The organism is Methylocystis rosea (assembly GCF_003855495.1).
GTDB lineage: Bacteria > Pseudomonadota > Alphaproteobacteria > Rhizobiales > Beijerinckiaceae > Methylocystis > Methylocystis rosea_A.
In genome coordinates, this window is sequence record NZ_CP034086.1 from 625,684 (window position 1) to 650,721 (window position 25,038).

General features: G+C 63.1%; 30 protein-coding genes. 21 read left to right on the top strand and 9 right to left on the bottom strand.

Going from position 1 to position 25,038, the window contains the following annotated elements:
- Positions 1–32 precede the first annotated feature (32 nt).
- The 5 genes from EHO51_RS02880 to EHO51_RS02900 all read left to right on the top strand — a co-directional run bounded on the left by EHO51_RS02880 (position 33) and on the right by EHO51_RS02900 (position 2,883).
- On the top strand, positions 33–521 hold the full coding sequence (locus EHO51_RS02880) for an AtpZ/AtpI family protein (protein WP_245434718.1): 489 nt from the start codon (positions 33–35) through the stop codon (positions 519–521).
- A gap of 168 nt (positions 522–689) precedes the next feature.
- Positions 690–1,457 carry a F0F1 ATP synthase subunit A gene (locus tag EHO51_RS02885; protein WP_018407488.1) on the top strand — a complete coding sequence of 256 codons (768 nt, stop codon included), beginning with the start codon at positions 690–692 and terminating at the stop codon, positions 1,455–1,457.
- A gap of 45 nt (positions 1,458–1,502) precedes the next feature.
- Positions 1,503–1,724: a F0F1 ATP synthase subunit C gene (locus EHO51_RS02890; protein ID WP_014892520.1), complete on the top strand. Its 222-nt coding sequence runs from the start codon at positions 1,503–1,505 to the stop codon at positions 1,722–1,724.
- 98 nt (positions 1,725–1,822) lie between these two features.
- Positions 1,823–2,392, top strand: a complete 570-nt coding sequence (locus EHO51_RS02895; protein WP_245434719.1) for an ATPase — start codon at positions 1,823–1,825, stop codon at positions 2,390–2,392.
- Positions 2,393–2,403: 11 nt separating this feature from the next.
- Positions 2,404–2,883, top strand: coding sequence for an ATP F0F1 synthase subunit B (locus tag EHO51_RS02900; RefSeq protein WP_029652008.1), 480 nt, complete (start codon positions 2,404–2,406; stop codon positions 2,881–2,883).
- A 63-nt stretch (positions 2,884–2,946) separates the two neighbouring features.
- Here EHO51_RS02900 and EHO51_RS02905 read toward each other — a convergent pair whose 3' ends face one another.
- Positions 2,947–3,480 (bottom strand): hypothetical protein, encoded by a 534-nt coding sequence (locus EHO51_RS02905; RefSeq protein WP_245434720.1) that lies wholly within the window; start codon positions 3,478–3,480, stop codon positions 2,947–2,949.
- Between the two features lie 91 nt (positions 3,481–3,571).
- On the bottom strand, positions 3,572–4,108 hold the full coding sequence (locus tag EHO51_RS02910) for an invasion associated locus B family protein (protein WP_124737624.1): 537 nt from the start codon (positions 4,106–4,108) through the stop codon (positions 3,572–3,574).
- A gap of 326 nt (positions 4,109–4,434) precedes the next feature.
- On the opposite strand from EHO51_RS02910, the gene coxB reads away from it, so the two are divergent.
- From coxB to EHO51_RS02960, 10 genes are all read left to right on the top strand, one after another.
- Positions 4,435–5,298 carry a cytochrome c oxidase subunit II gene (gene coxB / locus EHO51_RS02915; RefSeq protein WP_124737625.1) on the top strand — a complete coding sequence of 288 codons (864 nt, stop codon included), beginning with the start codon at positions 4,435–4,437 and terminating at the stop codon, positions 5,296–5,298.
- 55 nt (positions 5,299–5,353) lie between these two features.
- A complete protein-coding gene (ctaD, locus tag EHO51_RS02920) occupies positions 5,354–7,015 on the top strand; it encodes a cytochrome c oxidase subunit I (protein WP_124737626.1) in 1,662 nt (553 codons plus the stop codon).
- A gap of 113 nt (positions 7,016–7,128) precedes the next feature.
- Positions 7,129–8,061, top strand: coding sequence for a heme o synthase (locus EHO51_RS02925; protein WP_124737627.1), 933 nt, complete (start codon positions 7,129–7,131; stop codon positions 8,059–8,061).
- A gap of 12 nt (positions 8,062–8,073) precedes the next feature.
- Positions 8,074–8,283, top strand: coding sequence for a CoxF (locus tag EHO51_RS02930; protein WP_205788993.1), 210 nt, complete (start codon positions 8,074–8,076; stop codon positions 8,281–8,283).
- Positions 8,283–8,879: a cytochrome c oxidase assembly protein gene (locus EHO51_RS02935; RefSeq protein ID WP_124737628.1), complete on the top strand. Its 597-nt coding sequence runs from the start codon at positions 8,283–8,285 to the stop codon at positions 8,877–8,879. Before EHO51_RS02930 ends, EHO51_RS02935 begins: the two co-directional genes overlap by 1 nt.
- A gap of 76 nt (positions 8,880–8,955) precedes the next feature.
- Positions 8,956–9,846 (top strand): cytochrome c oxidase subunit 3, encoded by an 891-nt coding sequence (locus EHO51_RS02940; RefSeq protein WP_124737629.1) that lies wholly within the window; start codon positions 8,956–8,958, stop codon positions 9,844–9,846.
- 71 nt (positions 9,847–9,917) lie between these two features.
- Positions 9,918–10,295 (top strand): DUF983 domain-containing protein, encoded by a 378-nt coding sequence (locus EHO51_RS02945; protein ID WP_124737630.1) that lies wholly within the window; start codon positions 9,918–9,920, stop codon positions 10,293–10,295.
- Positions 10,292–11,029, top strand: a complete 738-nt coding sequence (locus EHO51_RS02950; RefSeq protein ID WP_124737631.1) for an SURF1 family protein — start codon at positions 10,292–10,294, stop codon at positions 11,027–11,029. The genes EHO51_RS02945 and EHO51_RS02950 overlap by 4 nt, the downstream gene beginning before the upstream one ends.
- Positions 11,030–11,122: 93 nt before the next feature.
- A complete protein-coding gene (thrC, locus tag EHO51_RS02955) occupies positions 11,123–12,529 on the top strand; it encodes a threonine synthase (protein ID WP_124737632.1) in 1,407 nt (468 codons plus the stop codon).
- A 21-nt stretch (positions 12,530–12,550) separates the two neighbouring features.
- A complete protein-coding gene (locus EHO51_RS02960; RefSeq protein WP_014892534.1) occupies positions 12,551–13,153 on the top strand; it encodes a GNAT family N-acetyltransferase in 603 nt (200 codons plus the stop codon).
- Positions 13,154–13,284: 131 nt separating this feature from the next.
- Here the strand turns inward: EHO51_RS02960 and rph are convergent, their stop codons facing one another.
- On the bottom strand, positions 13,285–13,998 hold the full coding sequence (rph, locus tag EHO51_RS02965) for a ribonuclease PH (protein ID WP_018407504.1): 714 nt from the start codon (positions 13,996–13,998) through the stop codon (positions 13,285–13,287).
- Positions 13,999–14,155: 157 nt separating this feature from the next.
- Here rph and EHO51_RS02970 point away from each other — a divergent pair, with 157 nt between their 5' ends.
- Entirely contained in the window at positions 14,156–16,255 is a 2,100-nt protein-coding gene (locus tag EHO51_RS02970) for an elongation factor G (protein ID WP_124737633.1), read from the top strand.
- Between the two features lie 8 nt (positions 16,256–16,263).
- On the opposite strand, the gene EHO51_RS02975 is transcribed toward EHO51_RS02970, so the two are convergent.
- Complete coding sequence (locus tag EHO51_RS02975; protein ID WP_245434721.1) at positions 16,264–17,568, bottom strand: SCP2 sterol-binding domain-containing protein; 1,305 nt, start codon at positions 17,566–17,568, stop codon at positions 16,264–16,266.
- Between the two features lie 46 nt (positions 17,569–17,614).
- Positions 17,615–18,067 (bottom strand): MarR family winged helix-turn-helix transcriptional regulator, encoded by a 453-nt coding sequence (locus EHO51_RS02980; RefSeq protein WP_124737634.1) that lies wholly within the window; start codon positions 18,065–18,067, stop codon positions 17,615–17,617.
- 141 nt (positions 18,068–18,208) lie between these two features.
- Between EHO51_RS02980 and EHO51_RS02985 the strand changes: the two genes are divergently transcribed.
- Both EHO51_RS02985 and EHO51_RS02990 read left to right on the top strand, forming a co-directional pair.
- The gene (locus tag EHO51_RS02985; protein ID WP_124737635.1) at positions 18,209–18,412 is read left to right on the top strand and encodes a hypothetical protein; all 204 of its coding nucleotides are present in this window, start codon (positions 18,209–18,211) and stop codon (positions 18,410–18,412) included.
- A gap of 75 nt (positions 18,413–18,487) precedes the next feature.
- Positions 18,488–19,387, top strand: a complete 900-nt coding sequence (locus tag EHO51_RS02990) for a pirin family protein (RefSeq protein WP_124737636.1) — start codon at positions 18,488–18,490, stop codon at positions 19,385–19,387.
- 98 nt (positions 19,388–19,485) lie between these two features.
- On the opposite strand, the gene EHO51_RS02995 is transcribed toward EHO51_RS02990, so the two are convergent.
- Positions 19,486–20,430, bottom strand: coding sequence for a LysR family transcriptional regulator (locus tag EHO51_RS02995; protein WP_124737637.1), 945 nt, complete (start codon positions 20,428–20,430; stop codon positions 19,486–19,488).
- A gap of 126 nt (positions 20,431–20,556) precedes the next feature.
- Here EHO51_RS02995 and EHO51_RS03000 point away from each other — a divergent pair, with 126 nt between their 5' ends.
- The 3 genes from EHO51_RS03000 to EHO51_RS03010 all read left to right on the top strand — a co-directional run bounded on the left by EHO51_RS03000 (position 20,557) and on the right by EHO51_RS03010 (position 22,324).
- Positions 20,557–21,102 (top strand): carboxymuconolactone decarboxylase family protein, encoded by a 546-nt coding sequence (locus EHO51_RS03000; RefSeq protein WP_124737638.1) that lies wholly within the window; start codon positions 20,557–20,559, stop codon positions 21,100–21,102.
- A 64-nt stretch (positions 21,103–21,166) separates the two neighbouring features.
- Positions 21,167–21,655 (top strand): DUF1348 family protein, encoded by a 489-nt coding sequence (locus EHO51_RS03005; protein WP_124737639.1) that lies wholly within the window; start codon positions 21,167–21,169, stop codon positions 21,653–21,655.
- Between the two features lie 30 nt (positions 21,656–21,685).
- Entirely contained in the window at positions 21,686–22,324 is a 639-nt protein-coding gene (locus tag EHO51_RS03010; protein WP_124737640.1) for a pyridoxamine 5'-phosphate oxidase family protein, read from the top strand.
- Positions 22,325–22,357: 33 nt separating this feature from the next.
- On the opposite strand, the gene EHO51_RS03015 is transcribed toward EHO51_RS03010, so the two are convergent.
- From EHO51_RS03015 to phbB, 3 genes are all read right to left on the bottom strand, one after another.
- Positions 22,358–22,966, bottom strand: coding sequence for a L,D-transpeptidase (locus tag EHO51_RS03015; RefSeq protein WP_124737641.1), 609 nt, complete (start codon positions 22,964–22,966; stop codon positions 22,358–22,360).
- 13 nt (positions 22,967–22,979) lie between these two features.
- Complete coding sequence (locus tag EHO51_RS03020) at positions 22,980–24,107, bottom strand: lysylphosphatidylglycerol synthase transmembrane domain-containing protein (RefSeq protein WP_245434722.1); 1,128 nt, start codon at positions 24,105–24,107, stop codon at positions 22,980–22,982.
- A gap of 98 nt (positions 24,108–24,205) precedes the next feature.
- Positions 24,206–24,931, bottom strand: a complete 726-nt coding sequence (phbB, locus tag EHO51_RS03025) for an acetoacetyl-CoA reductase (protein WP_026222828.1) — start codon at positions 24,929–24,931, stop codon at positions 24,206–24,208.
- Positions 24,932–25,038: the final 107 nt, after the last annotated feature.

Sequence of the window (25,038 nt, forward strand, 5' to 3'; positions counted from 1 at the left end):
GCCTCGCCTTGACTAAATGAAAGACCGGAAATATGTTGCGCGCGGCTCGAAAGGATTGGCCGCAAGCCGAGAATTTCGCGCCGTCTCCCGAACGGTTCGACTTTTCCGTCGCGCGGCGTCGCGCCATCGTTCAATTTTTGCGCATGGCGCAATCTGCGAGGCGAACAACGCCGATGAGCGACGAGAACGACGACGACGCGGAAGACGCGGAGCGCGCGGCGCTCAACGCGCGGCTTCAAAAGCTCAACGCGGCCTTGCGCAAGGTCGACGAAGAGCAGGCCGCCGCCGAAGCGGCGCCGCGGACGGAGCGCAAGGGCTTCACGCGCGCCATGCGCGTCGGCCTCAACGCGTTCTCCGAATTCGTCGGGGCGGTGTTGGTCAGCGCCGTCATCGGCTGGCAGGCGGATCAGTGGCTCGGCACGACGCCATGGCTTCTGATCGTGATGCTCGGACTGGGCGTCGCGGCGGGATTTTGGAATGTCTATCGCGTGGCGAAGCCGAAAGCGCCGGGCGAGGAGTAGAGCAGGTTCCGAAAAAGTCGACAGACTTTTTCGATGAGAACCTGCTCCAACGTTTTGATTTTGAGCGATTCCTATCGATCACATGTTGTGATCGGGAAGCGCTCTAGGGAACACGAAGGCGCGTCCTAGCGCCAAGCGGGGCCGGGCGGCGACGCCCGGAAAAAAGCGATGAATCCGGAAGAAGCAGCCGCAAAGTCCAATCCCATCGAGCAGTTCGAACTGCATCGCCTGTGGCCCTTCGAGATTAACGGCGTCGAGACGTCCTTCACCAACGCCTCGCTGTTCATGTTGCTCGCCGCGCTCGGCGTCGTCGCGCTGATGATCCTCGCGACCTCCAAGAAGGCGATCGTGCCGGGCCGCGTGCAGGCCATGGCCGAGATGCTCTATGAATTCGTCGCCGGCATGGTGCGTCAGACCGCCGGGACGGAAGGGATGAAGTTCTTTCCCTTCGTCTTCACGCTCTTCGCCTTCATTCTCATCGCCAATCTGATCGGGCTTGTGCCTTACACCTATTCGGTGACGAGCCAGATCGTCGTCACCTTCGCCTTCGCGATCGTGGTGATCTCGCTCGTGGTCGTTTACGGCCTCTATCGCCACGGCTTCGGCTTCCTCAACCTATTCGTGCCGCATGGCGTGCCGCTGCCCGTGCTCGTCGTGCTGGTGCCGATCGAGATCATCTCCTTCCTGTCGCGGCCGGTGTCGCTTTCCGTCCGTCTCTTCGCCAATATCCTCGCCGGCCACATCACCCTCGCCGTGTTCGGCGGCTTCGTGGTGATGCTGCTCGGAGCCGGCGCCTGGGCGGCGCTCGCGCCCGTGCCGATCCTGGCGATCGTCGCGCTCTATGCGCTCGAACTGCTCGTCGCCTGTCTGCAGGCGTTCGTCTTCAGCGTTCTCACATGCGTCTATCTGAACGACGCAATTCACCCGGGCCACTGATAAAAATCGAACAATAAACGTCGCCCCATTCAGCAGGAGAAAGATATGTCAGAAATGCAACTCGTCGGCGCCGGACTGGCGGCGATCGGCACCGGCGCTGCGGCGATCGGCGTCGGCATCATTTTCGGCAATTTCGTCAACGGCGCCCTGCGCAACCCGTCGGCGGCCGCCTCCCAGTTCACCAACGCCATCATCGGCGCGGCGCTTGCCGAAGGCCTGGGCATCTTCGCCTTTCTCATCGCAATCCTGCTGTTCCTGAAGCAGTGACGTTTCGCGCCCGGCCTTGCGGCCGGGCGCGCTTTCTCATGCGCCGCGCGGCCGCCGCGCGGCCTTTGTCGAGACTTGGATAGACTTGGATCATGTCCATGGCGATCATCTCTTCCGCTTTCGCCGCCGAGGGCGAGCAGACGACGCACGAGACCGTCGGCGCCGGCGAAGCGCATCATGAGGGCGTGTTTCCGCCCTTCCAGACCGAAAATTTCGCGCCGCAGATCTTCTGGCTCGTCGTCATTTTCGGATTGCTTTACGTGCTGATGTCGCGCATCGCGCTTCCGCGCGTCGGCGGCATCATCGAGAACCGGGGCGCCAAGATCGCTTCAGATCTCGGCGCCGCGCGCGAGATGCAGTCGAAGGCGCAGGCCGCCGCGGCAGCGAATGACGAAAACCTTCGTCGCCGCCGCGACGAGGCGCAAGGCATCGGCCGCGAGGCGCAGCACAAGATCGCCGCTGAGACCGCAAAGCAGCGCGAACTCGCCGAATCGCAGGCCGCGGAGAAGATCCGCGCCGCCGACGAGCGCATCGCGAGCGCAAAGACTCAGGCGCTGGCCAATGTCGAGCAGATCGCCGTCGACGCCGCCGCCTCCATCGTCGAGAAGCTCACCGGCGCCAAAATCGATCAGGCCGCGCTCGCCAAGCACGCGACAGCGTCGAACTGAGGAGAGGCTCAATGCATTTCGACGCGGAATTCTACGTCGCCGTCGGCTTCACGATCTTCCTTCTCGTGATGATTTGGGTCGGCGCGCACTCGAAGTTCGCCGCCTTCATCGATGCGCGCATTAACCGCATCAAGGGCGAACTCGCCGAAGCTGAACGCCTGCGCAACGAAGCGGAGGCGCTCCTTGCGTCCTTCGAACAGAAGCGGGCGGAAGCGGAAGCCGAAGCCAAGGCCATCGTCGCGCAGGCGAAGGAAGAGGCGGAATTGATCGCCGCCGAGGGGCGTCGTCGGCTCGGCGAATTCATGGACCGCAGCGTCAAGCAGGTCGAACAGAAGATCGCTCAGGCGGAGGCGCAGGCCTCGGCCGAAGTGCGCGCCGCCGCCGCGGACGCCGCGGTGAAGATCGCCGAGCGCGCGCTCGCCGCCGGCGCTGGCGCGGGCAAGGATTTCGTCGGCGACGGCATCAAGGAATTGAAGTCGCTCGCGCACTGAGGCAAATCAAAATGCTTGAGCAGGTTCTTATCGAAAAAGTCGGTCACTTTTTCGGAACCTGCTCTAGCCGCCCTTTCGCTTTTTCTCGGCCGCGGGCTTTTCTGCGCCCTGAAAGCCGACCAGAATTTCATAATCGTCCTGGGCGCGCGGGCTCATGAGCGGCACCGTGAACGGATCGGCGACGACCTGAAATTCGCCCCGCGTGCCGCCTTTTGGGATTGACGCGCTGACGCGATAGGTCTTCGAGGCGACGAGCGTATCGTCTTTCAGACGGCGAATCGCCACCCGCAGATTGGCGCCAAAGGCGCCGGGCTGACCGAGCGCGCCGAGCACGGCGGAGCCTTCAAGACCCACTCTGATCGTCAGACGATCGCCGTCGACCACGCATTCGCGCGCCGTCTCGCCAAGCGAAAGCTGATAGCGCACATTGGCGCTGTCGGCGTCCGGCGGCGAACGCAGCATGGCCGCGCCGCTTTCGACGAAGACTTCGGGACAATCAGGCGTGGCGCCGGGCGGCGCGGGCTGCCCCTCTTTCTGTTCGCCGCCGCCGAAGATGCTGGGCACGCGAAGCCGCGGCAGTTCGAAAGCCGCCGCCACAGGCGTAAGCGCAATGGACGCTGAAACAGCAATGGCCAGGCGGCTTTGCGCAGTTCTGGAGGGCTTGCCCAATGGGCGCTTCGAGCAAACGTTACGGCAGCTTTGCGAATCCATCCTTGAATCCCTGCAGAGTCAGCGGCAGTCCTATGCCTTCTTCCGGAACCTGGTGAATGATGAAGGTCGCGGTCTTGCCGCTCTTCAGCTGATCGATGAGCTTGTCGTCCATCATCACCTCGGCGACGCAGCCCGTCGGCAGACATTTGACGAAGCCGGCGCGGCCGACGTCGGTTTGGTCGATTTTCAAGCCGAGCCCGTTGGGCAGGAGCACGCCGAGCGGCGCGATCACGCGCAGCAGACGGCTCTTGCCGTCGCTTGTCTTCAAGACGATGACGACGAGGTTGACGTTGCTCTTATCCTCGGCGACCACGCTTTGGATCAGCGCGCATTGTTCCGCCGCCGCGCCTGCGGGCTTTTCGCAACGCATTTCCCAATCGCCGAATTTGGCCTTGGCGGGGCCGCCTTGCGCGTGGCTCGCGTCGGCGCTGAGTCCGAGCAATAGCAATGAGGCCGCCGCCGCGACCTGATGTCGCAACAGGCGACGCGTTTTCGCAGCGCGCAAGGGCTTCATGATGGCTCCTGGCTGACGGCGCCGTCGCCGTTCCATTCGTAACGCAGGGTAAAGGGGCCGATCGCCGCGGGTCGTCCAGCGCGACAGGTCGTTGCCTATCAAATGGACTTCAACTGTCAAGGTCGACGGCGTTCGCGCCGCATTGTTTGGCAAACGCTTTGACGCGACGATTTGTCTGTCGAATCTGGCATTGCAACAATTGCGCGAACCGACGGTTTGTGATTGAACCGGCCGACTACCGAGCGGGGCGGGCTTTGGGCGGGCTGCGCGCGGAAATCACAAAAAGAACAATGACTGTCTGGCGAAGGGTTCGAAAGGCGGCTTTAATGTTTAACGTCAATCGACGAATGCTCACACGTGGCGCATTGGCGGCCGCCGTGGCGATTCCCGCGACTTTGTTGGCCGGCTTCGCCCTCGCACAAGTTGAAGGGCAGCCCACCCCGGGCGGCCTCGGCCTGCCGAACATGGTGACGCCGGTCGGCTTGGGGACTCAGCAATTCTACAACATGGTGCTGATGCCGATCATTTCGTTCATCGCGCTCTTCGTTTTGGGCTTGCTGGTCTATGTGAGCTATCGCTTCAACGAGCAGAAGAACCCCATTCCCTCGAAGCTGACGCACAATACGCCGCTCGAAATCATCTGGACCTTGATTCCGGTTCTGATCCTTCTGTTCATCTCCGTTCCGTCGCTGCGACTGCTGGCGGAGCAAGTTGAGGTGCCTGAGGCTTCCGTCACGATTAAAGTGACCGGCAACCAGTGGTATTGGTCCTACAAATATCCCGAGGATCAGGGCGGCGGCTTTGGCTTCGATCAGATGCTGAAGCCCGAATCCGAACTCCAGCCCGGCGATCTTCGTCTGCTGTCCGTCGACAATGAGGCGGTTGTGCCGGTCAATGAGGTCATCGCCGTGCACATCACGTCGAACGACGTCATCCACGCGTTCGGCGTTCCGTCATTCGGCGTTCGCATGGACGCGATCCCCGGTCGTTTGAATCAGACATGGTTCAAGATCGAGAAGGAAGGCGTCTACTACGGCCAGTGCTTCTTCATCTGCGGCAAGGATCACGCCTATATGCCGATCGTGATCCGCGCGGTCAGCCGCGAGAAATACAATGAGTGGCTTGCCCAGGCGAAGCAGAAGTTCGCCAGCGCCGACTCGCGGGTGCGGGTCGCCGCCGAGAGCCACTGAATAGCCGCTGAAACGAGACGCAACGGAACACACTAGTTTTCTAAGGAACATGACGATGGCGAGTTCGACGATGGCCGGGGCGCATGATCATCCGAGGGGTTTGCGCCGCTTCCTCTTCTCCACCAACCACAAAGACATCGGCACGCTCTACATCATCCTCGGTTCGATTGGCGGCGTCATCGGCTTCCTGCTGTCGCTCGGCATGCGGCTCGAGCTGGCGTATCCCGGCGTGCAGATTTTTCCGGGTCTTGCGGAAGCGCTCCAGGGCGCCGATCCGTCGATGGCGCTGGACGCGGGCAAGAACCTCTACAACGTGTTCATCACGGTCCATGGCGTGCTCATGATCTTCTTCATGGCCATGCCGATCCTCATCGGCGGCTTCGGCAACTGGTTCGTGCCGATCATGATCGGCGCGCCGGACATGGCGTTCCCGCGCCTCAACAACATTTCATTCTGGCTGCTCTTCGCTTCGCTCGTGCTTGCCGTCATTTCGATGTTCGTCGAGGGCGCGCCGGGCATGAAGGGCTTTGGCGGCGGCTGGACCTTCTATCCGCCGCTGTCGTCGAACACCGGCTCGCCCGGCCCGGCGATGGATTTCGTGATCCTGGCGCTGCATCTTGCCGGCGCTTCGTCGATCCTTGGCGCGATCAACTTCATCACGACGATCTTCAACATGCGCGCGCCCGGCATGACGCTGCACAAGATGCCGCTGTTCGTATGGTCGATGCTCGTGACCGCCTTCCTGCTGCTGCTCGTGCTGCCGGTGCTTGCGGGCTGCGTGACGATGCTGCTCACCGACCGCAACTTCGGCACGATGTTCTATGATCCGGCGGGCGGCGGCGATCCGCTGCTGTTCCAGCATCTGCTGTGGTTCTTCGGCCATCCGGAAGTCTACATCGTCATTCTTCCCGGCTTCGGCATCATCAGCCAGATCGTGTCGACCTTCTCGAAAAAGCCGGTGTTCGGCTATCTCGGCATGGCCTATGCGATGGTCAGCATCGGCGTGCTCGGCAGCATCGTGTGGGCGCACCACATGTATACGGTCGGCATGTCGCTCAATGCGCAGCGCTACTTCACGCTGGCGACCATGGTGATCGCGGTGCCGACCGGCATCAAGATCTTCTCCTGGATCGCGACGATGTGGGGCGGGTCGATATCGTTCCGCGCGCCGATGGTCTGGGCGATCGGCTTCATCTTCGTGTTCACGATGGGCGGCATCACCGGCGTCGTGCTCGCCAACGCCAGCGCCGACAAGCAGTTCCACGAGGGCTACTATGTCGTCGCCCACTTCCACTACACGTTGTCGCTCGGCGCGGTCTTCGCGCTCTATGCGGGATTCTATTACTGGTTCCCCAAAATGACCGGCTACATGTATTCGGAGACTCTGGCCAAGGCGAACTTCTGGCTGCTGTTCATAGGCGTCAACATCGTCTTCTTCCCGCAGCACTTCCTCGGATTGGGCGGGATGCCGCGCCGCTACATCGACTATCCGGACGCTTACGCGCTGTGGAATCTGGTGTCGTCCTCCGGCATGATCTTCGTCACGCTCTCGCTGATCGTCTGGTTTTACGCGATCATTGACGCCTTCATGAAGAAGCGGCTGGCCGGCGCCAATCCCTGGGGCGTGGGCGCAACGACGCTGGAATGGACTCTGTCTTCGCCGCCGCCGTTCCATCAGTTCCAGGTTCTGCCGCGCATCACCGGGACGACGCGGTAACGAAACGACGCGACGGCGCGAGGGAACTCGCGCCGACGCTGCAAGCCGGCGCCGGCGAGCATGACGCGGCTCTCTGCGCCCGCCTCGGCGGCCAAGGTTTTGAGTGAAACGCCATGAGCGACGCATCCTATCTGCATGACGAACAGGCTCCGCGCATCTCGGTCGCGTCGCCGTCGGACTATTTCGCGCTTCTCAAGCCGCGCGTAATGTCGCTTGTGGTGTTCACAGCGCTCGCCGGCCTGTTGCTCGCGCCGACGCCGCCGCATCCGCTGATCGGCTTTGCCTCGCTCCTGGCGATCGCCGGAGGCGCCGGCGCCTCCGGCGCGCTCAACATGTGGTACGACGCCGACGTCGACGCGTTGATGACGCGCACGCGCAAGCGCCCGATACCGGCCGGCCGGCTCGATCCCGAGGCGGCGCTTGGCTTTGGTCTCGTGCTGGCGACGCTATCGGTCTTTACGCTCGGCTATGTCGCGAACTGGTTCGCCGCCGCGCTGCTCGCCTTCACCATCTTCTTCTATGTCGTGATCTATACGATGTTGCTGAAGCGCTGGACGCCGATGAACATCGTCATCGGCGGCGCCGCCGGCGCGCTTCCGCCGATGGTCGGTTTTGCCGCCGCGACAGGCGAGATCAATCTTGCCAGCGTCGTGCTTTTTGCGATCATCTTCATGTGGACGCCGCCGCACTTCTGGTCGCTCGCCTTGCTGAGAAGCGAGGACTACGCCCGCGCCGGCGTGCCGATGCTGCCCAATGTCGCCGGCGAAGACCGCACGCGTCTCGAAATCCTGATCTATGCGGTGGCGCTCGCGCCGCTTGGCGTCGCGCCATGGCTGTTGGGCTTCGCTTCGCTCGCTTACGGCCTCGTCTCGATCGGCTGCGGGATCGCGCTCGTCGCTGTCGCGGCGCTGGTCTTCAGGCGGCGCGAAGGCGATGCGGCGCGTCTGGCCGCCCGCCGGATGTTTTTGTTCTCCATCCTCTATCTATTCCTGCTGTTCCTGGTCCTCGTCGTCGAGCAGACCGCGCATATTTTCGCGCTGATCTAGGCGGCCAAGCGAATGGTGAACGAAATGGTCGATGCAGGAGACAAGATGAAAGAGCGCGCCAGTCTATTCGAGCGGCCGGGGGTCGTGCTGACCGAAGAGCAGGCGCGTAGCCGTCGCGCGCGCAACGTCGCGATCGGCGTCACGATCGCGCTGCTCGCCGTGCTGTTCTACGCCGTCACGCTGGTGAAGTTTGGCGCGGCCATCGTCAACCGGACGATCTGATGATGAACGCGCCGGCGCCTCGTTCACGCAAACGCCCGCAGATGATCGCGGCGGCGCTGGTCGTGGGCACGGCGGCGATGCTCGGCCTGTCTTTCGCTTCGGCTCCGCTTTACCGCGCCTTTTGCGCGGCGACCGGCTTTGGCGGCACGCCGAGGACCGATCTCGCCGGCGCGCCGTCCCCGGGCGAACGCGTGCTCACCGTGCGCTTCGACGCCAACGTCGCCCGCGATCTTCCTTGGCGCTTCGAGCCCGAGGTCGCCAAGATCTCCTTGCGCACCGGCGAGACGAAGACCGTCTATTACAAGGTCGCCAATCTTTCTGATCGCGAGACCAGCGGCCAGGCGGCCTACAATGTCACGCCCGGCCAGGCCGGCGCCTTCTTCGTCAAGGTCGCCTGCTTCTGCTTCGAGGAGAAGCGGCTCGGACCGCACGAGGCCGAGGAATGGCCGGTGGTTTTCTATCTCGATCCCGCTCTCGAGCGTGAAGAAGGCATGCGCGGCGTTCGCGAGATCACGCTTTCCTACACGTTCTTCGCCATTAAGGATTCCGCTGCGGCGAAGACCAGCGAGACGGCGATCGCAAAGCCGAAGGGTTGACGGCGCCGCGCGACTTGACCGCGCGGCAAACTAGGGGACTGGCCGGTACCGCCGGCCGATGACAAGGAAGAGCAAGATGGCGGACGGACACGCGAAACCCGAACACGACTATCATCTGGTCGATCCGAGTCCGTGGCCGATTGTGGGCGCGTTCGCCGCGCTCATCACGGCGATCGGCGCGGTCATGTGGATGGCGCAGCACAAAGGCGCGCCGATCGGCGGCATGACCTTCGGCGGCACCATGTTCTTTGTCGGCCTGGGCGGCATTCTGCTGGTGATGTACGCGTGGTGGAGCGACATCATTCACGAAGCGAGCGTCGGCGGATTCCACTCGCCGGTCGTGCGGCTGCATCATCGCTACGGCATGATCCTGTTCATCTTCTCGGAGGTGATGTTCTTCGTCGCCTGGTTCTGGGCGTTCTTCAATTCGGCGCTTTTCCCGGCCGATGCGGCGCAGGTCCTGCGCACCGAATTGTTCCAGGGCATCTGGCCGCCCAAGGGCGTCGAAGTGCTGAGCCCCTGGAAACTGCCGCTCCTCAATACGCTCATTCTGCTCAGCTCCGGCGCGACTCTGACCTGGGCCCATCATGGCCTTCTGGAAAACAATCGCGGGGTGTTGAAGAAGGGCTTGATCGCGACGATCGCGCTCGGCCTGCTGTTCACCGCGATTCAGGCCTATGAATATCTCCACGCGCCTTTCGCCTTCGCTTTCGACCCGGCGAAGCCGGCGGCGACGAATTACGGCTCGACTTTTTTCATGGCGACCGGATTTCACGGTTTCCACGTGATCGTCGGCACGATCTTCCTCATCGTGTGCCTGCTGCGCGTCTTCAAGGGCGCCTTCACGCCGGACCAGCATTTGGGCTTCGAATTCGCCGCCTGGTACTGGCACTTCGTCGACGTCGTCTGGTTGTTTCTGTTCGCCAGCATTTACGTGTGGGGGAACTGGGGCGGGACCATGGAATAGGCGCGCCTGCGCTAATTTGAACATTGGACGGTCACGGGCGCGCCCGTGACCGTTTTCGTTGGAGGACCAACATGTCACAAGAGCACGTCTATCCGCCCGTTTCGCTCTATGTCGACGGAATCCTCGGCAGATGTCCGCGCTGCGGCAAGGGCCACATGATCCGCGGCCTGCTGACCGTCGCGCCGGCCTGCGAGGTTTGCGGGCTCGATTTCTCCTTTGCCGACGCGGGCGACGGTCCGGCGATCATGGTCATGACCGTCGTCGGCTTCGTCGCGATCGCGGTGCTGTGGTATGTCGAGGTGACATATCAGCCGTCCTATTGGGTGCATGCCGCGATCCTCGTGCCCCTGTCGGCCATTCTCTGCGTCGGGCTGCTTCGGCCGATGAAGGGCCTGCTGATCGCTCTGCAATATTTCAACAAGGCTGAAGAAAGCCGCCATCAGTCGTGAGCGCCGCCGTCCGCGCGCTTCTGGGGCCGGCGGTTGTGACGACGCTGCTCTTTGCGCTGCTGGTCAGTTTGGGGTTTTGGCAGGTGCGGCGGCTCGGCGAGAAAGAGGCGCTGATCGCGCGCGTCGAACAGCGCTCCACACAGTCGCCGCAGCCGCAGCCGCCGCCTGACCGATGGGCGAGCCTTCGCGCTGAAGATTACGACTTCATGCATGTGCGCGCGACGGGTCGTTTTATCCGCGGCCGTGACGCGCTGGTCTTTGCCGCGCCGCCGGAGGGCGCGAGCCGAGAGCCGGGCTATTGGCTGGTCACGCCTTTCGCGCTGACGGGCGGCGGCCTCGTGCTCGTCGATCGGGGATTCCTCCCCGCCTCAAAAGCCGTCGACGCCGCCATACGCGCCGCCCCTCCCGGCGAAGTGACGCTCGTCGGATTGCTGCGCGCGCCGGAGCGCCGCAACCCCTTCACGCCCGCCGACCAGCCCGAAAAGGGCGTCTTCTATGCGCGCGATCCCGCGGCGATCGCCGGCGCTCTCGGCTTAGCCGACGCCGCGCCTTTCGCGCTCGTCCTCGACGCGGTTCCTGCGGCGGGGCCGGATTGGCCGCGCCCGATAGGGGGCGTTCCATCGATCGTCAATAATCATTTCTCCTACGCCGTGACCTGGTTCAGTTTGTCGCTCGCGCTGCTCGTCGTTTTTGGGATTTACGCACGCGGCGTTCTCGCGCATGAGCGCATCTAGCGACCTCGGGCTTGCAGCGCTGTCGAATATGCTATGAAAAGCGCAGTGACACGCGCGCGCGCGGCGCGCGCTCTTCCATCCATGGATCGACGGTTGCGCTATCTCTCAACCCGCGGCGAGGCCGCGCAGCTTGGCTTTGACGACGTGCTGCTTGCCGGTCTCGCGACCGACGGCGGGCTCTACACGCCGCTCGCCTATCCGCGTCTCGCCCCTTCCGAGATCGCCGGGCTCGCGGGCCGGCCCTATGCCGAAGCGACGGCGAAAGTGATCGCGCCTTATCTCAGCGAGACGTTTTCGCGTGAGGTTTTGCGGGCGCAGACAGAGAGCGCCTATAGCGGGTTTCGTCATCGCGCGATCGCGCCGCTGACGCAGATCGCCGACAATCTCTTCGTTCTCGAACTTTTTCACGGGCCGACGCTCGCCTTCAAGGATCTGGCGATGCAGCTCCTCGGGCGCATGATGAATCATGTGCTCGAAGAGCGAAATCTGCGCGCCACCATCGTCGGCGCGACGTCCGGCGATACGGGCGCCGCGGCGATCGAGGCGTTCAAGGGTCTGGACCGCGTCGACGTTTTCATTCTGTTTCCGCACGGCCGGGTTTCCGACGTGCAGCGCAAGCAAATGACCACGGTCGACGACGCCAATGTTCATACGATCGCCCTGCAGGGTTCGTTCGACGACGCGCAAGCGATATTGAAACGGCTGTTTCGCGCCGCCGACTTTCGCACGCGCGTCGGACTCGCCGGCGTCAATTCGATCAACTGGGCGCGCGTCGTCGCGCAGACCGTCTATTATTTCACGAGCGCCGTGGCGCTAGGCGCGCCGCATCGGCATATTTCCTTCGCCGTGCCGACAGGCAATTTCGGCGACGTGCTCGCCGGCTATGTCGCCAAGCGGATGGGTCTGCCGATCGAGAGACTGGTCGTCGCGACCAACGCCAACGACATTCTTGCGCGCGCGCTTGCAAGCGGGCGTTACGAGCCGCGGGGCGTCACGCCGACTCAGTCGCCGTCGATGGACATTCAGGTTTCATCCAATTTCGAACGCTTGTTATTCGACGCAAGCGGGCGGGATTCGGCGGTGGTCCGCGCCGCTTTCGCCTCGCTCGATCAATCCGGCGCCTTTGAGATTCCTGCTGCGGCGCTCGCCGCCATTCGGGCCGAATTCGATGCCGAGTCTGTCGGCGAAACCGAGACGACGGAGGAGATTCGCCGCACCTGGCGCGAGACCGGCTATGTGCTCGATCCGCATACGGCGACCGGCGTCACCGCGGCGCGCGCGCGGCTTGCGAAAGATCCGGCGACGCCCGTCATCGCGCTTTCGACGGCGCATCCGGCAAAGTTTCCAGACGCCATTGAACGCGCCATCGGACTGCGTCCGCAGCCGCCTGAAAATATTGCGGCCCGACTTGACGCGCCGGAACGATTCACGATTCTTGAAAATGATGGCGCGCGAGTCGCCGAATTTATTTCATCGCACGCGCGCGCGGCGAAGAACTGACAAGGTCTGGCAAGGAGAACGATGGCGATCTTCAGCGTAATCGGACGGCGCGACCTGCCGATTAGAGGCGACGGTCTCTATCTGCGCGCGTCCGAAATGCGCGATTATATGGAGTGGGCCGAACTGCGCGAAAAAAGCCGCTCCTTCCTGACGCCCTGGGAGCCGCTCTGGCCGATCGACGATCTCACACGGGCGAGCTTCCGCTATCGCGTGCGCCGCCACGCCGAGGAAATGGCGCGCGACGAGGCCTATTCCTTCTTCATCTTCCGTGAGGAGGACGACGCGCTGATGGGCGGCCTCTCCTTCGGTCATGTCCGGCGGGGCGTGTCGCAGGCGGCGACGCTCGGCTATTGGATGGGCGAACCCTATGCAGGCAAGGGCCACATGACCCGCGCCGCTCGCGCCGCTTGCGCCTATGCTTTCGAGAAGCGCGGCTTCCATCGCATCGAGGCGGCCTGCTTGCCGACGAACGAGCCTTCCAAGCGGCTGTTGGAGCGCGTCGGCTTCAAGCAAGAGGGCTATGCGCGCTCCTATCTCAACATCAACGGCCAGTGGCGCGACCATTTGCTTTATGCGCTGTTGGAAACTGATCCTCAGCCGATCAATCCGCCGTCGCCGGCGTAAGCGGTACACTCAAAGTAACGCGTGGGGCGATCGATGCGGGGCGCGCGGCGCGGGACGAGCTTCCCATGCAGCTTGAGCCGCGCCGTCTCTTCAAAATCAGATCGCCCTGCTGCTGACGCGGAGGGGATCGCTCACGCGAGCGCCGCTTTCTGCAGAGCGACGAGGTCCGCAACCCCTTGCTGGGCGAGCGCCAGCATGGCCGACAATTCATCTTGGGAAAACACCGCGACTTCGGCCGTCGCCTGAATTTCAACGAGGCCGCCCGAGCCGGTGAGAACGAAATTGGCGTCGGTCGCCGCGGTCGAATCCTCGGCGTAATCGAGGTCGATCACCGGGGTTGCGTTGAAGATGCCGCAGGACACCGCGGCGACATGATCGCGCAGCGGGCTTTCCTTGACGATGGAGCGCGAACGCATCCAATCAAGGCAATCATGCAGCGCCAGCCAGGCGCCGGTGATCGACGCCGTGCGCGTGCCGCCATCCGCCTGGATGACGTCGCAGTCGACGACGATCTGCCGCTCGCCAAGCGCTGGCAGATTGGTGACGGCGCGCAGCGAGCGGCCGATGAGACGCTGGATTTCCTGCGTGCGGCCCGAGAGCCTCCCGGCGGCGGCCTCGCGACGCGTGCGCGTGTGGGTGGCGCGCGGCAGCATGGAATATTCCGCCGTGACCCAGCCTCGGCCCTGGCCGCGCAGCCACGGCGGCGGCTTGTCCTCGAGCGACGCCGCGCAGAGCACCTGCGTATTGCCGAATTTTACGAGGCAGGAGCCCTCGGCGTAGCGGGCGACGCCTCGCTCGAAACTCACCTGGCGCATCTCGTCGGGCGCGCGTTTACTGGGGCGCATAATAGCTCCGTTGTCGTATGGGTTGCGCCTTCTATCGCGCTTTCGGCGAGCGTGAAAGCGCCGGGCGAGCGACGGCGTCTTGCGCTGGCGGCCGCATGGTGAAACCATGAGCTAACGGGGCCGGCCAAAACCAGGCTCCGACGATAAGGAGGGAGTGATGGGCCAGATGTTGTCCCAAGCGTCGTCCCAAGGAGCGCATTCTCACGAGGCGAGAGCCCAGGGCCCCCGGCTGATTGCGCTGGCGGGCCCTTTTCAATGCGGCAAGACCACACTTCTCGAGGCTATTCTGGCCCACGCCGGCGCGATTCCGCGGCAGGGCCCCGTCGCTGCAGGCGCCAGCGTCGGCGACTCCAGTCCGGAAGCCCGCGCCCATCAGATGAGCGTCGAATCCAATGTCGCGACGGTCGACTATATGGGCGACCGCTACACATTCGTCGATCTGCCGGGCTCCGTCGAATTCGCCCATGACTCGCGCAATATCCTGCCGGCGGTCGACGCCGCCGTCGTCGTCTGCGAGGCCGACCCCCGCAAGATACCGGCGCTGCAGCTAATTTTGCGCCAGCTCGAAGAGCTCGGCGTGCCGCATTTCATTTTCCTGAACAAGATCGACGCCGCGACGATCGATGTGCGCGAGGCGCTCAGCATTCTGCAGCAGGCTTCGCGCACGCCGCTGCTGCTGCGCCAGGTTCCGATCTGGAACAATGGCGTCGCGGTCGGCTTCATCGATCTTGCGCTGGAGCGCGCCTATGTCTATCGCGAACATGCGCCGTCGGAAGTCGTGGACATTTCCGGGGGCGACGTCGCGACCGAGAAGGAAGCCCGCTACTCGATGCTGGAGCGGCTCGCCGACTATGACGACGCGCTGATGGAGGAGCTGATTTCCGACATCGAGCCGCCGCGCGATCAGATTTTCGACGATCTCACCAAGGAGTTGCGCGCCGGACTGGTCGTGCCTTTGTTCATCGGCTCGGCCGAACGGGGCGCCGGGGTGACGCGGCTGTTGAAAGCGATGCGTCACGAGGCGCCGGGAATCGAAGCGACCCGCGTGCGGCTTGGCGTCGGCGAGAGCGGCCCCGCGCTGGCCCGCATCTTCCGCACGATCCACACGCCGCACGGCGGAAAGATATCGGTTGCGCGCGTGCTGCGCGGCGCCCTCGCGGACGGCCAGACCGTCGCTTCGCCGCAGGGGGAGGATCGCATTTCAGGCATGTCGCATTTGATGGGCGCGGCGACCAGCAAGACGACGGAGGCGAAGACCGGAGACGTCGTCGCTCTCGGGCGTCTCGACCATGCGCAGACCGGCGACACGATCGTCGCCGACGCGCGCGCTGGCGCGGCGGATTTGCAAAAGACGCGCGCGCAAGCTCCCGATCCGGTGCACGCCCTGGCGCTTAATGTGAAGGACCGCAAGGACGAGATGCGCCTCGCCGCGGCGATGACGAAGCTCATCGAAGAGGATCCTTCGCTTGTCTTTGTCCATGACCAGGAGCTGTCGCAGATCAAGCTCTTCGGCCAGGGAGAGATGCATTTGCGCGTCGCGCTCGAACGCCTCGCCTCGCGCTTCAACGTCGCGGTCGACTGCTCAAAGCCGACGGTCGCCTATCGCGAAACGATCCGCCATAAGGTCACCGTCCGCGGCCGCCACAAGAAGCAGTCGGGCGGACATGGCCAGTTCGGCGACGTGGTGATGGAGATCGCGCCACGCGGCCGCGGCGAAGGATTCGCCTTCAGCGAGCGCGTGCACGGCGGCTCCGTGCCCAGGCAATATTTCTCGTCCGTCGAGGCCGGCTGTCAGGACGCCTTGCTGCACGGCCCGTTAGGCTTTCCGGTGGTCGACGTCGAGGCGGTGCTGACCGACGGCTCGTATCATTCCGTCGATTCTTCCGACATGGCGTTCCGCACGGCGGCGCGCATCGGCATGAGCGAAGCTCTGGAAAAGGCTGAGCCGATCCTGCTGGAGCCGGTGCTCGCGGTCGACATTTTCGTGCCGAGCGACGCGATGTCGCGCGCCACCGGTATCGTCTCGGCGCGGCGCGGCCAGATCATGGGATTTGGCCCGCGCGAGGGTTGGGAAGGCTGGGACAAGCTCGAAACTCTGATTCCCGAGGCGGAGATGGACAATCTCATCGTCGAACTGCGCTCCGCGACCGCCGGCGCGGGCTTTTATCAAGCGCGCTTCGACCATCTCGCGGAAGTCGTCGGCAAGCAGGCGCGCGACATCGTCGCCGCGCATACGGCGAAGGCGAACGCGGGATAGTAGTCGGGTCAGCCTGGAAAGCAGCGCCCGAAGGCCAGCAGCAGGCGCGGATCGCCGCGCAGCCGGATCTTGCCGCTTAGCAGCGCCCAGACGAGGCTCGTCTCCTTGCGCACGAAGCGCAGCCAGGTTTCGGAGTCGGCGGTCACGAGCAGTCGCGAGTCGCCGACAAGCCCGTCGTCGACGCTGAGCGTTTTGTTGGCGATGACGATGGTGGCGCTGCGACGGTCCGCGCCGGTGAAGACGAAGTGGTAGACCGCGTCGAGACCGGTCGACTTGCCGCGCTGGAAGAATAGCCGCAAGCCGGAGAGGAAGCCCTCGATCGTCACGGGCCGTGGCGTCGAGCCCACGCGTTTCGGCGTCTTGGCAGGAAACCGGCGCCCCACATAAACTTCGGCGTCGGAGTCAGCCACGACGTAGACCGTCTCGGCTTTCTTCTGCAGCGGATCGACGATCTCCTGAAGATAGCGCTTCTTGTCCGCCTGATAGGCGCCGATCACATCCGCGCCCGCCGGGCAGACGGCCATGCAATAGGCCGCCTTGTAGTTCGGACCGAAGGCGAGGCTCTGCCACATTGAGACGGTCTCGGCGTCGCTGACCTTTGCGCGATAGGCGCGCGCGCTTTTTGCATCCGCGATCGTCTCCGCCCACTCGCCGAAACCGCCCATGAACTCGCGATAATTATGCGTGTAGCAGGCGCCGAAGTCGAAATGTCCGTCCGGCGCAATCGCGCCCGTCGGACAAGCGGCGACGCAGAGCTTGCACTCGAAGCATGGGTTGAAGTCGAGCGGCGTGGCGCGCGCCTCTAGCTCGATGTCGACGACGACCGTGCCAAGCAGAATGAAATTGCCGAACTTCGGATGGATGACATTGCGATGGACTCCCATGCGTCCGAGACCCGCGGCGACGGCGACGGGCTTGTGCGCGATGATCCACATCTTGCGCGGCCACCGTGACGCCTCCATCGGAAAGCCCATTGACGGATAGGCGGCGCGCACGCCGCGCGCTTCGAGGGAGTGGGCAATCGTGCGCGCGACTTCGTCGCAATCATCGGCTGCATGGTGGAATTCGAGATTGGCGACGGATCGCGCGGGACTGCGGATGTTCTCGCGGTTCATGCGGAGGACGAAGGAGATGAGCGTGCGCGCGAAGGGAAAGGCTGCGAGGATGTCGCCCCGCTGATCGTCAAGCGCCGGATCGTCGAGCGAGACAAACCCGACGTCGTCAGCGCCGGCCTCAAGAGCAATGTCGCGTAGGACGTTCGTATCGAGGTCTGCGGGGTCACGTGCGAAGGAGAGGCTGCGATCTACCATCATTGCATATACCCCTTTTAGCGCGGCGACAGTCTCGGCGCCGATCAGCTTAGACTGGCGAGGTCGCCTCCGTCAGGACGCGCAGTTCGGAGAGAAGCTTTTGCAGGCGTTCGGCGCCGAATTTCGACTCCACTGCATTCTGCGCCTCGCGCCAATGCGGCAGGGCGTTGGCGAGCGTCGCCTCGCCGAACGGCGTCAGCGCAATCTTGCGCGTGCGGCGGTCGTCGCCATGCTTCACCTTCACAAGACCACGCTTCTCCAAAACCGCTAGGTTTCGTGCGAGCGCGCTGCGATCAAGCGCGAAATATTCGGCCAGTTTGCTGACCGTCGCGCCTCCGGTGAGAGAGCAGGCGACGAGCAGCGAATATTGCGTCGGCTCCAGACCCGTGGTCGCCATAAACTGCCCGTAGAGCCGCGTGATGGCGCGGCTGGCGCGGCGGATATTTGCGGCCGCGCAGTTTTGCGCGCAGAGCTTGACGTCGGCTTGATCTAACGAAGTCATGATATGTGCATATGCCCGTTTATTCGCGCCGTCAAGTGCGGCCGGCGCTCGCTTGTGCGCGAGAGCACAGTAAACCAACGCACTTTGGATGAGGGTCGTGACTGCGTTTCTCATGATCAAAAGGGGAGTGATGAGATGCGAATGTTCATATTCCTGGTGGTCGCCGCTCTGGCCATGTCGTTCAGTCTCTATTCGAGCGCTGGCGGCTTAAAGGGCGCGTCGACCTCTGCGCCGCAGGCGCAGAGTCTCGACGCCAATCCGCTGCCGCGTTGCGCCAACAGCAAGCGGGTGCGACAGGCGGCGAACGTCGGATGCGTCATGAAGGGCAAGCGCCGCAGCGCGTGATAGGGGCGCTTGATCCGTCGACCGGCGGACATAGCTAGTGGCGCAACACCCCTTATGCGCGAGAAGAGGCTCAGCATGTCCATCCCCGGCGGCGCCGAGACGGCGGCGAAGACGATTGAACTGCGAATTACGCCGCGCGCGCGCGATCTCGGCGGCTTCAGCGTCAGGCGCGCCTTGCCCGACGACAGGCGCCAAATGGTCGGGCCGTTCATCTTTTGCGATCATTTCGGCCCGGTTCAATTCGCGCCGGGGCAGGGCATAGACGTGCGTCCGCATCCCCATATTGGCCTGGCGACCGTCACCTATCTTTTCGACGGGCGCATTCTGCATCGCGACAGTTTAGCCAACGTGCGGGAGATCGCGCCTGGCGCGATGAATTTGATGACTGCCGGGCGCGGCATCGTTCATTCCGAGCGCACGCCGCCGGGACCGCGCGCGGCGGGACAGCAGATGCTCGGCGTGCAAAGCTGGCTGGCCTTGCCGCTGGCGCATGAAGAAACCGCGCCGAGCTTCCAGCATTTTAGCGCGAACGTTCTTCCCATCGTTGAGGATGAAGGCGTGTTCGCGCGCGTCATTGCCGGCGCGGCGTTCGGGGCGAGGTCGCCGGTGGAGACGCTGTCGGATTGGTTCTATGTTGAGCTGCGCCTCTCGGCCGGCGCCTCGGCGCCGCTCGACGCCGATTATGAGCAGCGCGCGCTTTATCTCGTCGAGGGCGCCATCGAGATCGCCGGCGAACGTTTCGATGAGCCGCAGCTGCTGATCTTCAGCCCCGGCGCCGCGATCACGATCCGCGCGCTTTCCGATGCGCGGATGATGCTGCTTGGCGGCGCGCCGGTCGACGGACGCCGCTTCGTCTGGTGGAATCTCGTCTCTTCCAGCAAGGAGCGGATCGAACAGGCGAAGCGCGACTGGCGGGAAGGGAAGTTCCCTTCGGTGCCGGGCGACGCGGAGTTCATTCCGCTGCCGGAAGAGTAGCGGCGATCAGCCGCCGACCGTTCGGCGTGAGGCGGCATATAATGATGAGTTCCACAATACACTCCCAGCCAGATGAACAAATCATCAGACGCTTATGCCTAAAGCCCCTCAGCTTGATGGCCATTGGCTTTAGTTTCGGGAAGGCCGAGGCTATCCAGCGTGGCGCGAAGGCGCGGCGATGCGAAGTCGATGAAAGCTCTCAGTTTGGAGGAAACCAAGCGGCTCTGAGGATAGACAAGGTGAACTGGGACGGGCGGCGGCGTGAAATTGTCGAGAATAGACGCGAGTCGGCCGTCGCGAATCTGTTCGGCGACCATGTACGACAGCGCCACGGTGATCCCATCTCCCATTTCCGCCGCGGCGATGGATGCAGCCGCGTCATTGATCTCGAGCCGCGGAACAAAGGAAACGCTGTTGCCTTTTTTGCCGTCGAGAAAGCGCCACTCCCTGTTCGGCATAAGGCCAGTGAACGCAATCATCGAGTGGTGACGCAGATCGGCTGGAGTCTGCGGCACGCCGCGCCGCGCGAGATATTCCGGATTCGCGACCAATATCCTTCGAACGGTTCCGATCTTTTTCGCGACCAGATTTGAATCCGGCAAGGGACCAATGCGGACGGCGAGATCGATCGCTTCTTCCACGAGATTCGCGATGCGATCGAGCAACAGCACCGACACGGTTATTCGCGAATGTTGGCTAAGAAAGGCGCACACCACCGGCGCGAGGGCCGTCCGACCAAAAGTCACCGAGGCCGTGAGCGTAAGATGGCCGTTCGGAACCGCCGTTTCGCCGACGGCTTCGTGTTCGGCGTAATCGAGGTCGGTCAGGATACGCCGTGCGCTTTCCAGGAAGCGCTGACCGACATCCGTGATCGTTAGGCTGCGGGTCGTGCGGTTGAAGACACGGGCGCCGAGGCGGTCTTCGAGCGCGGAGATCGCCCGGGTCACTGCAGGAGGAGACAGGCGCAAGCGCATTCCCGCTTTCGCGAAGCTGCCGGCGTCGGCGACGGCGACAAACACCTCGAGTTCGTGAAGACGATCCATTTTATTCCTCTAATCGGAATAATGAATTCCATACGTCAGATATTCTTACAAGAAAAATAACCAACCATTGTCTGGAGGAGCGGCGCCGAGGCGCGCCGCGCCGTCAACGAAACAAGGATTGACCCTATGGCTCGAATTGCCGTCATCGACCCGAAATCCGCCACTGGCGAAGCCAAGAAATTGCTGGACGCCGTCCAGGCCAGCCTTGGCGCGGTCCCCAACTTCATCCGCGTTCTGGCCAATTCCCCGGCGGCGCTGAACGCGTTCCTCGGCATCCACGGGATCGCCGGCGCGGGTTATCTCGACCCGAAAACGCGGGAACGTATCGCGCTGGCCGTCGCCGAACAGAACGCCTGCCAGTACTGCGTCTCTGCGCACACGGCCATCGGCCGCAAGGCCGGCCTCGACAGTCAGGAGATGCTGGCGAACCGCACGGGCCGTTCGTCGGACGCCAAGGCGGAAGCCGCGCTCGCATTCGCCCGCGCGCTCGTCGAACATGCCGGACAGGTGAGCAAGGCCGAATTCGACGCCGTGCGCGCGGCCGGTCATTCGGATGGCGAGATCGTCGAGATCATCACGCATGTCGCGATGAACATCTTCACCAATTTGCTGGGCAAGGCGACCCAGATCGAGATCGACTTCCCGGAAATCGAGCTGAACAAAGCCGCCTGACTTACTCGGTTCCGGCGCGGCGGAGTCTGCGCCGGATTTCCTCAATCCAGACAGGAGAATCCAAATGGTCGAGGTGACTCAACCCGTCGGCGCTCGTCCGCCGCTGCCGCCGTTCACACGCGAAACCGCCGTACAGAAAGTCCGAATGGCCGAAGACGCCTGGAACACGCGCGACCCGGAGCGCGTGTCCCTCGCCTACACCGAGGACAGCCGCTGGCGCAATCGCGCGGAGTTCCCGGTGGGACGGGCGGAGATCGTGGCGTTCCTGAAGCGCAAATGGGCGCGCGAGCTCGAATATCGCTTGATCAAGGAACTTTGGGCGTTTGCCGAGAACCGGATCGCGGTGCGTTTCGTTTACGAGTCGTGTGATGACGGCGGCGACTGGTTCCGCAGCCATGGCAATGAGAATTGGGAGTTCGACGAGCGCGGTCTGATGCGACGGCGCTTCGCGAGCATCAACGATCAACCGATCCAGGAGAGCGAGCGGAAATTCCGTTGGCCGCAAGGCCCGCGGCCTGCAGATCATCCGGGTCTGTCCGATCTCGGCCTTTAAGGCGCGGGCGCAGGCCCGCAGGAGGACGCTATGCCGCATCGTTACGCCGAGATCGCCTTTACCCCGACGGTGAAGAAGGCGCAGGAGAAATTTGGCAGCCGCAGCGCATACGCGCGCATGGAAGGCGCGCCGGAGACCAGAAACCATCTGCTCGGCCAAGCGGAGGCTCAATTCATCGCCGCGCGAAATTCGTTCTACATGGCGACGATGGGCGAGACCGGCTGGCCTTACATCCAGCATCGCGGAGGTCCGACGGGATTCGTGCGCGTGCTGGACGAGACCACGATCGGCTTTGCGGATTTCCGCGGCAACCGGCAATACATCAGTCTCGGCAACCTCGCGAACGACGATCGCGTGTCGCTGTTCTTCATGGACTATCCAAACAAGACGCGGCTGAAGCTCTTCGGGCGCGCGAAGGTCGTCGGTCTCGACGATGACGCGACCTTGTCTCTGCTCGAACCCCCGGATTACCGCGCCCGAGTCGAACGCGGCTTCCTGATCAAGGTCGAGGGGTTCGACTGGAACTGTCCGCAACACATCGTCGAGCGCTACACGCTCGACGAAGTGCGCGCGATGACGGCGCCGCTCACAGCGCGGATCGCCGAACTCGAGCAGCAACTCGCCCAGGCGGCCGGCGCCGAACAATCGCGCGTTCAAATCATACGATGACAACGTCGACCATTGCTGCGACGCCTGTTGGTATCACGGCTCCACCACCACGGTCGCGCCCACGGCGACGCGGTCGTAAAGATCGACGACGTCCTCGTTCAGCATGCGGATGCAGCCGTAGGAGGCGGCCGAGCCGATCGACTTGCGCATCTTCTGCGTAGTGCCGTGGATCGCGACCTGACCCTCGCTGAGCGTCATGGCGCGGGCGCCCATCGGGTTATTCGACGCGCCGCCGGGAATCACCTCCGGCAGTTCCGGATGATCGTGTTTCACATCTTCCGGCGGCGTCCAGTCGGGCGCGACGAATTTGCCGTTGATCTGCACGACGCCGCTCCATTCCTTGCCCGCCTTCGGCACCGCGACTTTGTAGGCGATGGCGTCGTCCTGATCGACGATCAGATAGAGCTTGCGCTCGTGCTCACTGACGACGATGGAGCCGGGATCGAGCTCGGAGTGATAATGAACGAATTCGCGCGCGGCGGCGGCCTGCGGCGCCGAAGCGGCGACTCCGATGAGGGCGGCGGCGAAAACGAATTGGGTGATCTTGGAAGTGCGGCGGTTCATTGTCTTGCGCTCGATGTTCGATGTCTCGATGAGCGCGTTGTAGAAGAGGCGCCGCCCGCATTCCGTGCGGCGGCGCACGCGGGAAATTCCTTCAGCTGAGCGTCGAAGCGGAATCTTGCGCAGCGCCCTCAGGCCGCAAGCGTTCTTTCAACCATCTGAAACATGCAATTCCAAGAAAACCGACGATGATGAGCGTATGGGGCGCGGTGATTGAGAAGTGATACGCCAAGGCCGCGGAAATGGCGCGTTCCTTCTGGAGGCCGTAGCCGTTGACGAGATAGGCGACGATGCCGGCCTCGAACAGCCCCAGGCCGGCGGGGCTTGCGGGAACGGCGACCGCGAGCGCGCCGATCATCAATAATGTCATCGCGTGGATGAGGGTGAAATCGATTTCAGGCAGCAGCGTTCTGAAGGCGACGTAGACCAGGCAGACGTTTGTCGTCCATATCGAGGCCGTGAAGAACGCCGTTCTCACCGCGCGATGATTAGCGACCAATCCGCCTGCCTGTTTGAAAAATGCGTCGAGACGCAAGGCGTTCACGATGCGCCAATCCGGAAGGCGCCAGACGACGACTTTTCGCCGGAAGACGAACATGCCGCAAAAAACAATTGAAATGAACACGGCGGCTGCGGTCAACAGGCGCGGATCGATGATGCGCGAATCTGAGTTCGCAAGGATGAGTAATGACAAAAGGACGATCGCTGTAACGTCGTAGAGTTTTTCCAGCAGGACTGCGGCGCTGATGCCGCCGATCGCATAATTATAGTAGGAATGTCCAAAATAGATTTTCACGCCTTCGCCAGCCCTGAACGGAACTAAACTGTTGAAGGTGAATCCCATCGTGGCGATCAGAAAACCGGACGAGAGTCCGCCGCCAAGCAGCGTCGACAGGCGTGACCCATAGAACAGCAAGACGAACACATTCATCGTCATCGCCGTCAGAACCGCGCTTAAGGGGATCTGCTTCAGCTCCTGCGACAGATCGGCGAATTCGATGTTCTGATAGAGCCAGTAGGAGATGTAGGCAAAAAAAGCGGCGTTCAAAATCAGCGCGACATATCCGCCGCGCTGAGAGATGAATTTTATCGGACTGGACGCGTGCTGCGCCCCGGAGTTCGCGGGCAAAGGCTGAAGGCGGCGTGCGGGCGAGACAATCTCGCGCAATCGCAGCTCGGGCGCGAGACGCGTCGGTCGAAGTCGATCGTCCTCTACGCTCATGGCCATCTCGCTATGCGCGGAATAGCGCTCCGCTTTCGAGGCGGAAAAATGGCCGGCGCGGTAATCGCCGGCCACTCTCTATCGGAAACAGCGTCCGCTCAGTGCAGATACTGGCCGCCGTTGATCGTCAGCGTCGAGCCGGTGATGAAGCCGGCGTCATCGGCGGCGAGGAACACGACGGCGCGCGCGATTTCTTCCGGCTCGCCGAGGCGGCCGACGGCGATATAGGGGATGATGTGCTTGTCGAGCACGTCCTGCGGAACGGCCTTCACCATTTCGGTGGCGATATAGCCCGGCGCGATGGCGTTGACGGTGATGCCCTTAGACGCGCTCTCCTGCGCGAGCGCCTTCACGAAGCCGATGTCGCCGGCCTTGGAGGCGGAATAGTTGGTCTGGCCGGCCTGGCCCTTCTGGCCGTTGATCGACGAGATGACGATGATACGGCCGAAGCCGCGATCGCGCATGCCGTTGATGACCGGGCGCGTGACGTTGAACAGCGAGTTCAGATTGGTGTTGATCACCGCCTGCCACTGGGCAAGCTCCATCTTGTGGAACAGACGGTCCTTGGTGATGCCGGCGTTGTTGACGAGAATATCGACCGGGCCGATCTCTTTCTCGATCTGCGCGATTCCGGCGGCGCAGGCGTCGTAATCGGAAACGTCGAACTTGAAGACCGGAATGCCCGTCTCGGCCTTGAACTTATTGGCGGCTTCGTCATTGCCGGCGTAAGTCGCCGCGACAGTGTAGCCCGCCGCCTTCAGCGCCTTGGAAATCGCTTCGCCGATGCCGCGCGTGCCGCCTGTCACAACTGCAGTTCTTGCCATCTAAAGAGTCTCCTCCAGAATTGTTGATCGTTTGAAACGGCAGTCGGCGGTTGTGAGCATGCAGTCGGAGAGTATCGCAACCCGACTGCCTATTGCTTATTGCCGAC

Bases quoted from the DNA above. Each gene is read 5' to 3' on its own strand.
- rph (WP_018407504.1), bottom strand. From the start codon at position 13,998: ATGCGCCCCAGTAAACGCGCGCCCGACGAGATGCGCCAGGTGAGTTTC.
- EHO51_RS03000 (WP_124737638.1), top strand. From the start codon at position 20,557: ATGGCTCGAATTGCCGTCATCGACCCGAAATCCGCCACTGGCGAAGCC.
- EHO51_RS02935 (WP_124737628.1), top strand. From the start codon at position 8,283: ATGATGAACGCGCCGGCGCCTCGTTCACGCAAACGCCCGCAGATGATC.
- phbB (WP_026222828.1), bottom strand. From the start codon at position 24,931: ATGGCAAGAACTGCAGTTGTGACAGGCGGCACGCGCGGCATCGGCGAA.
- EHO51_RS02930 (WP_205788993.1), top strand. From the start codon at position 8,074: ATGGTGAACGAAATGGTCGATGCAGGAGACAAGATGAAAGAGCGCGCC.
- EHO51_RS03005 (WP_124737639.1), top strand. From the start codon at position 21,167: ATGGTCGAGGTGACTCAACCCGTCGGCGCTCGTCCGCCGCTGCCGCCG.
- EHO51_RS02960 (WP_014892534.1), top strand. From the start codon at position 12,551: ATGGCGATCTTCAGCGTAATCGGACGGCGCGACCTGCCGATTAGAGGC.
- EHO51_RS02885 (WP_018407488.1), top strand. From the start codon at position 690: ATGAATCCGGAAGAAGCAGCCGCAAAGTCCAATCCCATCGAGCAGTTC.
- EHO51_RS02980 (WP_124737634.1), bottom strand. From the start codon at position 18,067: ATGACTTCGTTAGATCAAGCCGACGTCAAGCTCTGCGCGCAAAACTGC.
- EHO51_RS02925 (WP_124737627.1), top strand. From the start codon at position 7,129: ATGAGCGACGCATCCTATCTGCATGACGAACAGGCTCCGCGCATCTCG.
- EHO51_RS02890 (WP_014892520.1), top strand. From the start codon at position 1,503: ATGTCAGAAATGCAACTCGTCGGCGCCGGACTGGCGGCGATCGGCACC.
- ctaD (WP_124737626.1), top strand. From the start codon at position 5,354: ATGGCGAGTTCGACGATGGCCGGGGCGCATGATCATCCGAGGGGTTTG.
- EHO51_RS03020 (WP_245434722.1), bottom strand. From the start codon at position 24,107: ATGAGCGTAGAGGACGATCGACTTCGACCGACGCGTCTCGCGCCCGAG.
- coxB (WP_124737625.1), top strand. From the start codon at position 4,435: ATGTTTAACGTCAATCGACGAATGCTCACACGTGGCGCATTGGCGGCC.
- EHO51_RS02995 (WP_124737637.1), bottom strand. From the start codon at position 20,430: ATGGATCGTCTTCACGAACTCGAGGTGTTTGTCGCCGTCGCCGACGCC.
- EHO51_RS02940 (WP_124737629.1), top strand. From the start codon at position 8,956: ATGGCGGACGGACACGCGAAACCCGAACACGACTATCATCTGGTCGAT.
- EHO51_RS02985 (WP_124737635.1), top strand. From the start codon at position 18,209: ATGTTCATATTCCTGGTGGTCGCCGCTCTGGCCATGTCGTTCAGTCTC.
- EHO51_RS02900 (WP_029652008.1), top strand. From the start codon at position 2,404: ATGCATTTCGACGCGGAATTCTACGTCGCCGTCGGCTTCACGATCTTC.
- EHO51_RS03010 (WP_124737640.1), top strand. From the start codon at position 21,686: ATGCCGCATCGTTACGCCGAGATCGCCTTTACCCCGACGGTGAAGAAG.
- EHO51_RS02880 (WP_245434718.1), top strand. From the start codon at position 33: ATGTTGCGCGCGGCTCGAAAGGATTGGCCGCAAGCCGAGAATTTCGCG.
- EHO51_RS02945 (WP_124737630.1), top strand. From the start codon at position 9,918: ATGTCACAAGAGCACGTCTATCCGCCCGTTTCGCTCTATGTCGACGGA.
- EHO51_RS02990 (WP_124737636.1), top strand. From the start codon at position 18,488: ATGTCCATCCCCGGCGGCGCCGAGACGGCGGCGAAGACGATTGAACTG.
- EHO51_RS02910 (WP_124737624.1), bottom strand. From the start codon at position 4,108: ATGAAGCCCTTGCGCGCTGCGAAAACGCGTCGCCTGTTGCGACATCAG.
- EHO51_RS02895 (WP_245434719.1), top strand. From the start codon at position 1,823: ATGGCGATCATCTCTTCCGCTTTCGCCGCCGAGGGCGAGCAGACGACG.
- EHO51_RS02975 (WP_245434721.1), bottom strand. From the start codon at position 17,568: ATGATGGTAGATCGCAGCCTCTCCTTCGCACGTGACCCCGCAGACCTC.
- EHO51_RS02970 (WP_124737633.1), top strand. From the start codon at position 14,156: ATGGGCCAGATGTTGTCCCAAGCGTCGTCCCAAGGAGCGCATTCTCAC.